This window comes from Vibrio litoralis DSM 17657, assembly GCF_000426765.1.
Taxonomy (GTDB): Bacteria; Pseudomonadota; Gammaproteobacteria; order Enterobacterales; family Vibrionaceae; genus Vibrio; species Vibrio litoralis.
In genome coordinates this window covers 19921-33803 of the sequence record NZ_KE384566.1, presented here as the reverse complement: position 1 = coordinate 33803, position 13883 = coordinate 19921, and the positions used below count along the sequence as shown (strand labels likewise).

At 42.0% G+C, this 13883-nt stretch carries 15 protein-coding genes; 1 reads left to right on the top strand and 14 read right to left on the bottom strand.

What is annotated here, in order from left to right; translation table 11 throughout:
- Positions 1 to 188 precede the first annotated feature (188 nt).
- The 9 genes from iscX to trmJ form a co-directional block, all read right to left on the bottom strand.
- Positions 189 to 386, bottom strand: a complete 198-nt coding sequence (gene iscX, locus K358_RS0110460) for a Fe-S cluster assembly protein IscX (RefSeq protein ID WP_027696772.1) — start codon at positions 384 to 386, stop codon at positions 189 to 191.
- Between the two features lie 28 nt (positions 387 to 414).
- Positions 415 to 753 (bottom strand): ISC system 2Fe-2S type ferredoxin, encoded by a 339-nt coding sequence (gene fdx / locus K358_RS0110455; RefSeq protein WP_027696771.1) that lies wholly within the window; start codon positions 751 to 753, stop codon positions 415 to 417.
- Between the two features lie 95 nt (positions 754 to 848).
- On the bottom strand, positions 849 to 2699 hold the full coding sequence (hscA, locus tag K358_RS0110450; RefSeq protein ID WP_027696770.1) for a Fe-S protein assembly chaperone HscA: 1851 nt from the start codon (positions 2697 to 2699) through the stop codon (positions 849 to 851).
- 68 nt (positions 2700 to 2767) lie between these two features.
- The gene (gene hscB / locus K358_RS0110445; protein ID WP_027696769.1) at positions 2768 to 3283 is read right to left on the bottom strand and encodes a co-chaperone HscB; all 516 of its coding nucleotides are present in this window, start codon (positions 3281 to 3283) and stop codon (positions 2768 to 2770) included.
- 111 nt (positions 3284 to 3394) lie between these two features.
- Entirely contained in the window at positions 3395 to 3718 is a 324-nt protein-coding gene (gene iscA, locus K358_RS0110440; protein WP_027696768.1) for an iron-sulfur cluster assembly protein IscA, read from the bottom strand.
- A 92-nt stretch (positions 3719 to 3810) separates the two neighbouring features.
- A complete protein-coding gene (gene iscU, locus K358_RS0110435; protein WP_027696767.1) occupies positions 3811 to 4194 on the bottom strand; it encodes a Fe-S cluster assembly scaffold IscU in 384 nt (127 codons plus the stop codon).
- A gap of 33 nt (positions 4195 to 4227) precedes the next feature.
- Positions 4228 to 5442: an IscS subfamily cysteine desulfurase gene (locus K358_RS0110430; protein ID WP_027696766.1), complete on the bottom strand. Its 1215-nt coding sequence runs from the start codon at positions 5440 to 5442 to the stop codon at positions 4228 to 4230.
- A 33-nt stretch (positions 5443 to 5475) separates the two neighbouring features.
- A complete protein-coding gene (iscR, locus tag K358_RS0110425) occupies positions 5476 to 6000 on the bottom strand; it encodes a Fe-S cluster assembly transcriptional regulator IscR (RefSeq protein ID WP_027696765.1) in 525 nt (174 codons plus the stop codon).
- Between the two features lie 101 nt (positions 6001 to 6101).
- Entirely contained in the window at positions 6102 to 6833 is a 732-nt protein-coding gene (gene trmJ / locus K358_RS0110420; RefSeq protein WP_027696764.1) for a tRNA (cytosine(32)/uridine(32)-2'-O)-methyltransferase TrmJ, read from the bottom strand.
- Between the two features lie 175 nt (positions 6834 to 7008).
- On the opposite strand from trmJ, the gene suhB reads away from it, so the two are divergent.
- Entirely contained in the window at positions 7009 to 7812 is an 804-nt protein-coding gene (gene suhB / locus K358_RS0110415) for an inositol-1-monophosphatase (RefSeq protein WP_027696763.1), read from the top strand.
- Positions 7813 to 7945: 133 nt separating this feature from the next.
- Here the strand turns inward: suhB and secF are convergent, their stop codons facing one another.
- The 5 genes from secF to queA all read right to left on the bottom strand — a co-directional run bounded on the left by secF (position 7946) and on the right by queA (position 13615).
- Complete coding sequence (gene secF, locus K358_RS0110410; RefSeq protein ID WP_027696762.1) at positions 7946 to 8896, bottom strand: protein translocase subunit SecF; 951 nt, start codon at positions 8894 to 8896, stop codon at positions 7946 to 7948.
- A 9-nt stretch (positions 8897 to 8905) separates the two neighbouring features.
- Positions 8906 to 10756, bottom strand: coding sequence for a protein translocase subunit SecD (gene secD / locus K358_RS0110405; protein WP_038150098.1), 1851 nt, complete (start codon positions 10754 to 10756; stop codon positions 8906 to 8908).
- 39 nt (positions 10757 to 10795) lie between these two features.
- Complete coding sequence (yajC, locus tag K358_RS0110400) at positions 10796 to 11128, bottom strand: preprotein translocase subunit YajC (protein ID WP_027696760.1); 333 nt, start codon at positions 11126 to 11128, stop codon at positions 10796 to 10798.
- A 102-nt stretch (positions 11129 to 11230) separates the two neighbouring features.
- On the bottom strand, positions 11231 to 12382 hold the full coding sequence (tgt, locus tag K358_RS0110395; RefSeq protein WP_027696759.1) for a tRNA guanosine(34) transglycosylase Tgt: 1152 nt from the start codon (positions 12380 to 12382) through the stop codon (positions 11231 to 11233).
- A gap of 183 nt (positions 12383 to 12565) precedes the next feature.
- Positions 12566 to 13615, bottom strand: coding sequence for a tRNA preQ1(34) S-adenosylmethionine ribosyltransferase-isomerase QueA (queA, locus tag K358_RS0110390; protein WP_027696758.1), 1050 nt, complete (start codon positions 13613 to 13615; stop codon positions 12566 to 12568).
- Positions 13616 to 13883 lie beyond the last annotated feature (268 nt).

The following is a 13883-nucleotide window of genomic DNA, read 5'->3' as shown; positions in this document are numbered from 1 at the left end:
ATTTAAAGCTAAGCTATATCATAATGCGAATCATCACAAGTATCATAATAGCCGTGATAACTTGTGACTTTGACCTTTCTTTGTACTAGATATAATCACTATTTCTACTTAATAAGTTTCAAACAAAATAAAAGCCTCCGAAGAGGCTTTCTATAAATGAAAATCTAGTATGTTATCGTTATCTAGGGTTAAATTTCATCTAACCAACACAGTAAAATAGCTTCTAAGATTTTTTCATTGGAACGATTTGGCTCGTCATCAAAATCCTCAAGCTCTGTGATCCATTGGTGCATATCCGTAAAACGTACGGTTTGAGGATCGAGATCTGGAAATTTTTCCGCGAGTTCAATGGCTATATCTTGTGAATCCGTCCATTTTAATCCCATGTACTACTCCTTGCTCTACCAGATATTATTAATGATTTTCCGATGCTAAGTTGATGGTATAGCGAGGGATTTCAACCACCAAATCTTGCTCTGCGACTTTCGCCTGACAGCCTAAACGAGATTCAGGCTCCAGTCCCCATGCTTTATCTAGCATATCATCTTCTAATTCTTCACTTTCTTCTAATGAATCAAAGCCTTCACGAATCACAATATGACAAGTTGTACAGGCACATGATTTTTCACAAGCATGCTCAATGCCAATACCATTTTTCAATGCGACATCTAATACGGATTCCCCTGTTTGTGCTTCTAATACAGCACCTTCAGGGCATAAATCTTCGTGAGGTAATACAACAATCTTAGGCATAATTCATCCTACTTCAATAGAGTTATTATAAGTACGCTTTACTCATAATATATTGTCTATGCATTGGTTAAGTACTCTTAACCAATATCCATTAATTAAATATTATCGACTGACTGTCCGGCTAATGCCGCGCGAATTGATACATCCATTCGACGCGATGCAAACTCTTGGCTTACTTTATCAGTGTCTTTAATTCCTTGCTCAATGGCATCAGCATCTTGGCCATTACGTAGTTGGATCAAGGTTCTTACCGAATCTTCTAGTGCTAAGTATTCTTCTTTACTTAGTAGCTCTTCACCATTTTCTTGCAAGGCAACCAGTAGACCTTCAATCACTCGATCTGCTTCAACTTTCTGTTCCGCTAACGCACGAGCATGCATGTCTTCTTTAGCATGAGTCATTGAAGATCTCAGCATATCGGCGATTTCAGTATCACTTAAACCGTAAGAAGGTTTCACCTGAATATCCGCTTGTACGCCAGTGCTCTTCTCCATTGCAGTCACTGACAACAAACCATCAGCGTCGACCTGATAAGTCACTCGGATATGTGCAGCCCCCGCTTTCATTGGCGGAATACCGTTTAGAGTAAAACGAGCTAATGAACGACAATCATCAACCATTTCACGTTCACCTTGCACGACGTGAACTAACATGGCGGTTTGACCATCTTTGAATGTGGTGAACTCTTGCGCTTTAGCGACAGGGATAGTGGTATTGCGTGGAATGATTTTCTCAACCAAGCCCCCCATGGTTTCAATACCAAGGGAAAGCGGGATCACATCCAATAACAGCATATCTGAATCGGGTTTATTACCGACGAGAATATCCGCTTGAATACCAGCACCAATTGCCACGACTTCATCAGGGTTAATACTAGTCAAAGGTGTACGGCCGAAAAACTCACCAACCATAGTCCGAACAAGAGGAGTACGAGTTGAACCGCCTACCATCACGATTTCACTGACATCTTCAGCGGTAACATCGGCATCTTTTAATGCACGACGACACGATAATAAGGTCTTTTTAACCAGAGGCTGAATAATGTCATTAAATTGCTCACGAGTTAATGTGATAGTTTGGCCAAGCACTTCAACGTTAACTTGTTCATTATCTGACAAACCAATCTTTGCTTGAGTGGCCGCATCCAATAACACTCGGTGCTGCTCGGCACTTAATTTATCAAGCTGACCAACTTGCTGTTTAAAGTAATCCAATAAAAGATCATCAAAGTCATCACCACCTAGTGCAGAGTCGCCGCCTGTAGCCAGCACTTCAAATACACCTTTTGATAGACGTAGTAGTGAGATATCAAAAGTACCACCACCTAGGTCATAAACCGCGATCACACCTTCTTGGCCTGAATCTAAGCCATAAGCGATCGCCGCAGCGGTTGGTTCGTTTAATAAACGAAGAACTTTCAAACCAGCTAACTCGGCAGCATCTTTAGTACCTGCGCGCTGAGCATCATCAAAATAAGCAGGAACGGTGATCACTACGCCTTCAATCTCATGGGCTAGAGTACTTTCCGCTCGCTCAACTAAGCTTTTTAAAATTTCACTCGAAACCTGAATAGGATTGACTAACCCCGTAGGCACTTGAATAAGTGGTAAACCATTATCACTGGCTTGAAATTGATAAGGTAGATCAGCATAACGAGATTGAACGTCATCAAGTGAACGACCAATAAGACGTTTCACTGAACTAATGGTATTTTTGGGGTCTTGTTGCGCTTTTTGTTTTGCCTGCGCGCCGACTGACACGCCATCTTGAGAATAATGAACCACTGAAGGCAAAATTGCTTTTTGGTTTTCATCAACCAAAGGAGTGCATGAGCCACTTCTTACTGCGGCAACAAGAGAGTTGGTAGTACCTAAATCAATCCCTACGGCAAACTTATGCTCATGTGGTGCGGCACTTTGACCAGGTTCTGCAATTTGAAGTAGCATATTCGGAACTATCCTTTCTATATTGGCTAATAGAGATTAAAGATTAAAAGAGCTTTAACTCTAAAGCTTTAGCCAAGCAACTTATCTTCAAGTTGCTCGATTTCATATCTTAATTTATTAACAAACTTAAGCTTTCGAACGCCATCCGCAGCACTATCCCACTGCTCACTTTCAAGCTGTGTTTTTAATTGTACGAGTTGCTGCTGATACATTGTTTGAATTTTACTATCGAAATCAAATAAAGCACTTTCTGGCTCATCAGATTGAGCGATAGTTTCAATTTCTTCTCGCAATTCCATCTGTTCCATTAAGAACATTGGATCACTCATTGTCTGCTGTTCAGCGCGAATATCAACTCCTTGTAGAGCAAGGATATATTCAGCTCGAGAAATAGGAGATTTTAAGGTTTGATAGGCATCGTTAATTTCTGCCGCTTTCTGCACAGACATTAATCGGTCTCGCTCAGAAGCGGAGGCAAACTTATCAGGATGAAAACGACGCTGGAGATCACGAAACGTTTCAGACAAGGTATTATTATCTAACTCAAATTGGTTAGGTAAGCCAAATAATTCAAAATGGTTCATGGTAATAACTCGTGCCTAATGCTAGCCAGTCACATGGTATTCACACATCGCTGACGTCTTAAAATGGCAATGGCACCCTAATTAGAGTGCCATCGTACCTATTATGAAGGATTATACGTTGAAGCTTTCACCACAACCACATTCACCTTTCACATTAGGGTTATTAAACTGAAAGCCTTCATTTAGCCCCTCTTTGACGAAATCAAGTTCGGTGCCATCGAGGTAAACTAAACTTTTAGGATCTATAATAATCTTTACCCCATCATGTTCAAAAGCTTGATCTTCTTCATTAAGTTGATCGACAAACTCTAAAACATAAGCCATGCCTGAACACCCAGTGGTTCTTACACCTAAACGAAGACCAATGCCCTTGCCTCGGTTTTCCAAGAATGTTCTTACGCGATTTGCTGCCGCGTCTGTCATGGTGATGGCCATACTGCAACCTTGTGTATATCAATAAATAGGGTGAAAATAAAAAATATGCCTAAGTTAAATAGGGAAAGGAGAGCCCTTCCCTTGATTTAACATTACTGCTGATGTTTCTTTTTATAATCCGACACTGCCGCTTTAATTGCATCTTCTGCAAGAATTGAACAGTGAACTTTTACTGGTGGTAATGCCAATTCTTCTGCGATTTCAGCGTTTTTAATTGAAGCCGCTTCATCTAAGCTTTTGCCCTTAACCCACTCTGTTACCAATGAGCTTGATGCAATGGCAGAACCACAACCATAGGTTTTAAATTTCGCATCTTCGATAATGCCTTCTGCTGATACTTTAATTTGTAGTTTCATCACGTCACCACAAGCAGGAGCACCAACCATACCACTACCGATAGAAGGATCTTCTTTATCAAAAGAACCGACGTTACGTGGGTTCTCATAATGTTCGATTACTTTTTCGCTATACGCCATAATATTTACCTCGAATCTTCTACTTCCTTGAGATTAATGATGAGCCCACTCAACGGTGTTCAAATCAATCCCTTCTTTGTACATGTCCCATAGTGGTGACATGTCACGGAGTTTGTCTACTGCTACACGAATTTGTTTAACGGCATAGTCAATTTCTTCTTCAGTAGTGAAACGACCAAAAGAGAAACGAACTGAGCTGTGTGCCAATTCATCATCTAGTCCTAACGCACGTAGTACGTATGAAGGCTCAAGGCTAGCAGATGTACATGCCGAACCCGAAGATACCGCAAGGTCTTTTAATGCCATCAACAATGATTCACCTTCAACAAACGCAAAGCTTACGTTTAAGTTGTTTGGTAGGCGTTGCTCAAGATCGCCATTAATTGTCACCGCTTCCATATCTTTGATGCCGTCTAACAAGCGATTACGTAATGCTAATGCATGATCGTAATCCTTTTTCATATCCTGCTTAGCAACTGCAAGGGCTTCGCCCATACCCACGATTTGATGGGTTGCTAAAGTACCTGAACGAAAACCTCGCTCATGACCACCACCATGCATTTGTGCTTCTAAACGAATACGCGGTTTACGGCGAACATAAAGTGCACCGATACCTTTAGGGCCATAAATCTTATGCGCCGACAAGGAGATTAAATCAACTTTTAATTCTTTGGTATCAATAGGTAATTTACCTGCTGATTGCGCAGCATCGACATGAAAAATCGTTTTGTTTGCACGACATAATTCACCAATCGCTTTGATATCTTGAATAACACCGATTTCATTGTTGACGTGCATGATAGAAACTAACACCGTATCTTCACGTAATGCGGCTTTAAATGTTTCGATATTAATCAAGCCATTACTTTCAGGTTCAAGATACGTCACTTCATAACCTTCGCGCTCTAGCTGGCGACATGGGTCTAGCACAGCTTTATGCTCAGTTTTGCAAGTGATGATATGCTTACCTTGCTTACCATAAAAGTGTGCAGCACCTTTAATCGCAAGGTTATCTGATTCTGTCGCACCAGAAGTAAATACTATTTCACGTGGGTCTGCATTTAAGATGTCTGCAACTTGCTCACGAGCATGATCAACCGCTTCTTCTGCCTGCCAACCAAATCGGTGAGAACGCGATGCTGGGTTACCAAAGGTGCCATCCATCGTCATAAATTGAACCATCTTTTCAGCTACACGCTGGTCAACGGGACATGTTGCTGAATAGTCAAAATAAATAGGCAGTTTCATTCTTTACTCCAATGTGAAAACTTTTCGCTCACGTTAAAGGTGAGCATTCATACCAACAGTGTCCGCTTTATCATTCTTTTCTGAGGCGTAATTGTTATTACCAAAGCTGTTATTCACTATTAGTTCAATATTCTGACGCTCAGAGATATCAAGAACTTCATTGTTCATCATAAGCTCACCAAGCGTAATACCATCTAAGAACTCACTAATGCGAGCACTTAAATCATGCCACAAGGTATGAGTTAAGCAGCGTACGCCACTTTGGCAATCGCCTTTACCTTGACATTTTGTTGCATCTACCGATTCATCAACGGCTGAAATCACAGTACCTACTGCGATCTGATCCGCTTCGATACCAAGGCGGTAGCCACCACCAGGACCACGTACGCTCGCTACTAAGCCGGCTTTACGTAATCGTGAAAAAAGTTGCTCCAAGTAAGATAGTGAAATCCCTTGGCGCTCTGAAATATCCGCTAACGGCACAGGTCCTTGATTTGAATGTAAAGCTACATCCAACATTGCTGTTACCGCGTATCTTCCTTTTGATGTAAGTCTCATATGAACCGTACCCACAGTAAGTATGTGGAGACTATAATTCCATACCCGACTAAAATGGTCAAGTATTAATTTGACCATTTTAGTCAGGTATTCATAAGTAACTATTTTTTCTCAGGAATAGACTTTTCAATCGAGGTTAGAATACCTCGCAACATGTTTAATTCTTGAACCTCAGGACGAGAACGACTAAACAAGCGACGTAATTTATTCATCACCAGATTTGGCTTATCTTTAGAGATAAACTGGGTCTTCAAGATGGTGTTTTCAAGGTGCTGATAAAATAACTCTAATTCTTTATGCCTTGGGTACTCTTCAGCGATTGGTTCCGGATACTGCCCTGCTTGTTTGTTAAGCCAAGCCATGCGGATCTCATAACTTAAAGTCTGTACCGCCATCGCTAGATTAAGCGAGCTATATTCAGGGTTTGCCGGAATACAGACATGATAATGGCACTTTTGCAGTTCTTCATTGGTTAGTCCGGTTCTTTCACGGCCAAACACTAAAGCAACTTTGCCTTTTTCTGCTTCTTGAATAAATTTCTCACCACATTCGCGAGGCTCAAGCATTGGCCATTCAAGCGTACGAGAACGAGCACTTGATCCAACCACTAATGCACAGTCTGACACGGCTTCATCTAGCGTTTCTACAATGCGTGCATTTTCCGCAACATCACCAGCACCAGATGCCAAAGAAAGTGTCTGTTCATCAACTTGACACTGTGGTGCCACTAAGACTAATTCGGTTAGCCCCATCACCTTCATTGCTCTTGCCGCAGAACCTATATTCCCAGAATGTGAGGTGCCGACTAAAATTACTTTTACGTTGTCTAACATTGCAGTCTTCGTCATAGTGAAAATTAGCCGCATAATACCATACTCCAAACTAAATAAATGCTACCTTAATCGAGACAACTTACGAATGAGCAAAAAATAGACGCTTTCTATTTAGATAAACTCTGGTATACTGCACGCCGCTTTTTCGTTCTTTAACATCCGTTGGGAAAATTATATGCATCCTATGCTAAATATCGCTATTCGTGCTGCACGAATGGCTGGCAACCATATTGCAAAATCATTAGAAAATACTGACAAGATTGAATCGACTCAAAAAGGTCAGAACGACTTTGTCACAAACGTCGACAAAGAAGCAGAACAACTGATTATCGATACCATCAAGAAGTCTTACCCTGATCACTGCATCGTTGGTGAAGAAGGCGGTTCTATCGAAGGTAAAGATACTGATGTTCAATGGATCATTGACCCACTGGATGGCACGAATAACTTTGTAAAAGGTTTCCCTCACTTCTCTGTTTCAATTGCTGTGCGTATGCGCGGTAAAACTGAAGTTGCGTGTGTTTACGATCCAATTCGTAATGAGCTGTTTACCGCTCAACGTGGTTCTGGCGCACAATTAAACAACGCTCGTCTACGTATTAACCCAATTAAAGATTTGAATGGCGCTATTCTTGCTACTGGCTTCCCATTTAAACAAAAACAACATGCAGAAAGCTTTGTAAAAATCGTTGGTGGCCTATTCTCAGAATGTTCAGACTTCCGTCGTACTGGTTCTGCAGCCCTAGATTTATGTTACTTAGCGTCTGGCCGTGTTGATGGTTATTTTGAACTAGGTTTGAAACCTTGGGATATCGCAGCAGGTGAACTTATCGCTCGTGAAGCGGGTGCTATCTTGACTGATTTCGCTGGCGGTACTAACTACCTAGCTTCTGGTAACATAGTCGCTTCAAGCGCACGTGGTGTGAAACACATCCTAAAACACGTTCGTGAACATTCTAACGAAGGTATGATGAAGTAATTCATCCCTTCATAGTAGAGTAAAATAAACGCCCGCTGATATTCTCAGCGGGCGTTTTTGTGTGTGCGTTGCTCGATATAAAAAAGGCTTTGAGCGAAAAACTCAAAGCCTTTGTTTTTGAACTGATGTCCGATTAAGGGATCATTGACTCTTGGTCAGCGCCTTCTTTCTCAACTTGTGTTGGCATCAAGTGCTCACGTGTTAAGCCTAGTTTCAATGCTAGTGCAGAAGCCACATAAATTGACGAGTAAGTACCTACGGTAATACCAAGCAATAATGCTAGTGCAAAACCGTGAATATTCGCCCCACCTTGAGTAAACAGAGCAATAACCACAAACAAAGTTGTACCAGAGGTAATCAAGGTACGGCTCAATGTTTGCGTGATTGAATGATTCATGATATCACCCGGTAGACCATTACGCATCTTGCGGAAGTTCTCACGGATGCGGTCAAATACTACGATGGTATCATTGAGTGAGTAACCGACTACCGTCAATAGCGCTGCTACGATGGTCAAATCAATCTCAATTTGTAGCAATGAGAATATACCGAGAGTAATGGTTACATCGTGCGCTAGTGCTAATACCGCACCAGCAGACAAACGCCACTCAAAACGCATCGATACATACATTAAGATACAAAGAAGCGAAATCAGAATCGCTAAACCGCCCGCTTCGGCTAATTCATCGCCAACGTTAGGTCCAACAAATTCAATACGCTTCAGTGTCACTTGATCACCAGTACCTTGCTTTAATGACTCAAGGACTTGATTACCAATTACTTCACCTTTTGCATCTTCACGTGGGCGCATACGCACCATCACATCATGCGCAGAACCAAAGTTTTGTACTGTGGCATCGGCAAAGCCATCTTTGGCTAGAGATTCACGTAATACAGGTAGGTTGGCTGGATGTTCAAATGACACCTCAATCAAAGTACCACCAGTAAAATCTAGCCCCCAGTTAAACCATTTAGTTGAAATGGTAAACAAAGATGCAGCGATCATTAGGCCAGAGAACACAAAGGCAAACTTAGACCAACGCATAAAGTCGATCGCTTTGTTAGCTTTCAATATTTGAAACATGACTCTTCCTTAGATCGACAATTTCTTGATATTACGCTTGCCGCCATACATCAGATTAACCACACAACGTGTGCCGATGATAGCCGTAAACATAGACGTTAAAATACCGATAGACAGAGTAACCGCAAAGCCTTTAATCGCACCTGTACCCACTGCAAATAGAATAATTGCGGTGATAAGCGTGGTAATGTTTGCATCTGCAATGGTACTAAAGGCATTGGCATAACCTTGGTGAATCGCTTGTTGAGGACTACGCCCTTCTTTTAGCTCTTCACGTATCCGCTCAAAGATAAGAACGTTCGCATCGACTGCCATACCAACCGTTAATACAATACCGGCAATACCCGGCAAGGTCATTGTTGCCCCAGGGATCAACGACATCACACCAATAATTAACACTAGGTTAGCCATTAGTGCCATATTGGCAATAAAACCAAATCGACGGTAATAGATCAGGGTAAATAGCATTACTGCCACCATACCCCAAACACAGGCTTGAATACCTTTATCAATGTTTTGTTGCCCCATTGATGGACCAATGGTGCGTTCCTCCACAATAGAAATAGGCGCAATCAAAGCACCAGCACGTAATAATAGTGCCAAGTTATGCGCTTCTGCCGCTGAATCAATACCGGTAATACGGAAACTACGACCTAGAGCGGATTGAATGGTTGCTTGATTAATCACTTCTTCGTGTTTAGCCAATACCACTTTACCTTCTGGCGTACGTTTGCCGCTGTCTTTATATTCGGTAAAGACTGTCGCCATTAACTTGCCAATATTTTTCTTTGAGAAGTCAGCCATTTTATTGCCGCCTTCACTATCAAGAGAAATATTTACTTGAGGGCGACCATATTCATCGGTACTAGAACTTGCATCAGTAATGCTTGAACCACCAAGGATTTCACGCTTTTTCAGTACGGCCGGGCGGCCATCTTTATCAAACTTAACTTCACTACCCGGCGGTACACGACCGGCTGCTGCTGCCGCTAAGTCTGCTTTACCATCCACTTCACGGAATTCAAGCGTGGCTGTGGCACCAAGAATTTCTTTAGCGCGAGCAGTATCTTGAACACCTGGTAATTCAACTACGATGCGGCTTGCACCTTGACGTTGAACAAGTGGCTCAGCGACACCTAGCTCATTAACACGGTTGCGTAGAATCGTAATATTTTGCTCAACCGCGTAGTTACGAATTTCAAGTAAGCGAGCTTCATTAAACTTAGCGATCAATGAGTTGTTTTTACCTTCGGTAAACACCATGTCGCGGTGCTTATCAGAAAGAATGCTTTTCGCTTGATCAAGTTGTTCTTCATTACGTAAAACAACTTCTACGGCATCTTTACCTAAAGGTCGGATAGCACGGTAACGAATACGTTCATCACGAAGATCGCTACGGAAAGATTCTTCTTGTTGGCCAACAAGTTTTTCCATCGCAGCATCCATATCCACTTCCATTAAGAAGTGAACGCCACCACGTAAATCAAGGCCAAGCTTCATTGGGGTTGCACCGATTGAATCAAGCCAGCTCGGCGTCGCTGGGGCAAGGTTTAAAGCAACGATATAATCTTTACCCATCGATTGGTTGATTACATCGCGAGCACTGATTTGAGAATCAGTATCTTTGAAACGAATGAGAACAGAACCGTTTTCTAGTGCAACAGACTGGGGTTCAAGATCGTTTTCTTTTAATACGGTATTAATAGAATCCAGTGTAGACATGTCAACTGAGGCGCCGCGCGCCCCAGTGACTTGTACCGCAGGATCTTCACCGTAAATATTTGGAAGAGCGTATAGCGCGCTGATTAAGATGACAGCAGCCACCATCAGATACTTCCATAACGGGTAACGGTTTAGCACAGCGGGTATCCTTTAGCTTTTATAGCTAACTAACTATAATTAAAGAGATTTAAGTGTACCCTTAGGTAGCACAGCCGTAACGAAATCTTTTTTGATTGTTACTTCATTGTTTTCATTTAAAGCTAGTAGGATGTAGTCGTTATCGTCAGAAATCTTAACGATTTTACCCACAAGGCCACCACCAGTAATCACTTCATCACCTTTTGACATCGCAGCCATTAGGTTTTTATGCTCTTTTACTCGTTTTGCTTGAGGGCGGTAGATCATGAAATAGAAGATCAACGCAAACATACCAAGCATGATGAACATTTCCATACCACCGCCAGCTGGGCCAGCACTTGCAGCGTGTGCTTCTGAAATAAATAAGCTCATTAAAACATTTCCTTTTTCTGATTTTGATAATTTGTTTTTAGATTGGGGTGCTCTCTACTTTTTTCAAGGCAAAGAGCAGCTTAACCCATTTAAAATACGATGTTATTGTGATGAATCACTCATTCGTAGTTCTTTTTGTAATGGTGGTACTTCTCGATCACGACGAGCGTAGAACTCTTGTACAAATTCTTCGAAACGATCTTCATCAATTGCAAGGCGAATGCTTGCCATTAAACGTTGGTAATAACGAAGATTATGGATGGTGTTTAAACGTGCACCTAAAATCTCGTTACAACGATCAAGATGATGTAAATAAGACTTCGAGTAATTCTTACAAGTGTAACAATCACAGTGTGGATCAAGCGGTGATGTATCCGTTTTATGTGACGCATTACGAATCTTAATTACGCCACCTGTTACAAACAGATGCCCGTTACGCGCATTTCGAGTTGGCATCACACAGTCGAACATATCAATACCACGACGTACACCTTCAACTAAATCTTCCGGTTTGCCAACTCCCATTAAGTAACGAGGTTTGTCTTCCGGTAGTTGTGGGCAAGTATGCTCTAACATGTGGTGCATATCTTCTTTCGGTTCACCAACCGCAAGACCACCCACCGCGTAGCCATCAAAGCCAATTTCCGTTAAGCCTTTCACTGAAACGTCACGTAAATCACCGTACACGCCACCTTGAACAATCCCGAATAGAGAATTTGGATTTTCAAGCTTATCGAAATGGTCACGACTACGTTGCGCCCAGCGTAATGACATTTCCATCGACTTACGCGCTTCTTCATAGGTCGCAGGATATGGCGTACATTCATCGAAAATCATTACGATGTCAGAACCAAGATCTTTTTGAATTTCCATCGACTTTTCCGCGTCCATGAAAATGCGATCGCCATTCACAGGGTTACGGAAGTGCACACCTTCTTCGGTGATTTTGCGCATTTTACCTAAGCTAAATACTTGGAAGCCGCCTGAATCGGTCAAGATAGGGCCTTGCCAGTTCATGAAGTCATGCAAGTCACCATGTAATTTCATGACCTCTTGACCAGGACGAAGCCATAAGTGGAAAGTATTACCTAGTAAGATCTCTGCGCCAGTATCTTTCACTTCTTCTGGCGTCATGCCTTTTACTGTACCGTAAGTACCCACAGGCATAAATGCAGGGGTTTCAACAGAGCCGCGCTTAAAGGTTAAGCGTCCACGACGAGCAACGCCGTCTTTTTTAATTAGTTCGTATTTCACGAAGCCTCCAAAATGTCGGATAAACAGTCCAACGGTATAAAAGCGCTAGGTTTCTAGACCCTAGTTCCCGGTCCCTAGAAAGTCATGCGCTAAACATTTACTACTTAACTAAATTTATCGATGCGGTAACAACAAGCAATGAGCTTCTCATCTTTATCCTAGAAACTAGGAACTAGATACTCATTACCGCTTTTTTGTTACAAACATCGCATCGCCATAACTGAAGAAGCGATATTCTTTATTTACAGCATGTTGATAAGCGTTCATCACATGCTCATAGCCGGCAAAAGCGCTCACTAACATAATTAGGGTCGACTCAGGCAAATGAAAATTAGTGATCAGTACATCGACTAATTGATATTCATAACCTGGGTAGATGAAAATTTCTGTATCATCAAAAAATGGTACAAGCTCGGTGCCTTTTTGCTTGGCATCTTGCGCGGCACTTTCTAATGAACGCACCGACGTTGTACCCACGGCAACAATTCGTCCACCACGGGCTTTGGTTACGTTAATAGCATCAACCACTTCTTGTGGCACTTCCACATATTCAGAATGCATGTGGTGATCGTTAATGTCATCGACACGAACTGGCTGAAAAGTGCCAGCACCAACATGCAGAGTCACATACGCAAAGTCGACACCTTTGGCTTTAATTTTCTCTAAAAGTTCATTATCAAAATGCAAACCAGCAGTTGGCGCGGCAACCGCACCTGGCTTTTGATTATAGACGGTCTGATAACGTTCTTTATCGGTATCTTCATCTGGGCGGTCAATATAAGGAGGAAGAGGCATGTGGCCAATTTCATTCAAAATATCGAATACGCCTTTTTCATGATCAAAATGAATCTCAAATAATGCATCATGACGTGCAACCATAGTGGCTTGATATTCGTCATTTTCACCTAAAAATAGCGCATTGCCTGGCTTAGGCGATTTTGACGCACGCACATGGGCAAGAATCGAATGTTCATCCAATACTCGCTCGACTAAAACTTCAATTTTACCGCCTGACGCTTTACGTCCAAACACACGGGCTGGAATAACGCGCGTATTATTGAATACCACTAAGTCACCCGGCTGAACGAGATCCAACACATCGGTAAACTTCCCATCCGTTAGATCGCCACTATTGCCATCTAACTGTAATAGTCGGCTTGCGGTACGCTGTGGCTGAGGGTAACGAGCAATGAGCTCATCGGGTAGTTCGAAGTCAAAATCAGATACTTGCATGAAGGGTCACTTTCTTAAGGCTAAACAATTATTCAATTTGGATATTAGCGGTGTAAAAATCTGGCGCTAGTATATACCCAAGTAACTTCAAGATGCGAGTTTCAGCAAGAATAAAACAAGTTTTAGGCAAGGCAAATTAAATATGATCATAGTCATTCTATCTCTATTTAATTTAACCCCGCATAAAGCTTGTTTTTAACTTGCCCTCCGGGAGCTCCATCCAAGCCTTTATACGGTGTCAGATTGATTCAAAAGGTGTTTACATTCC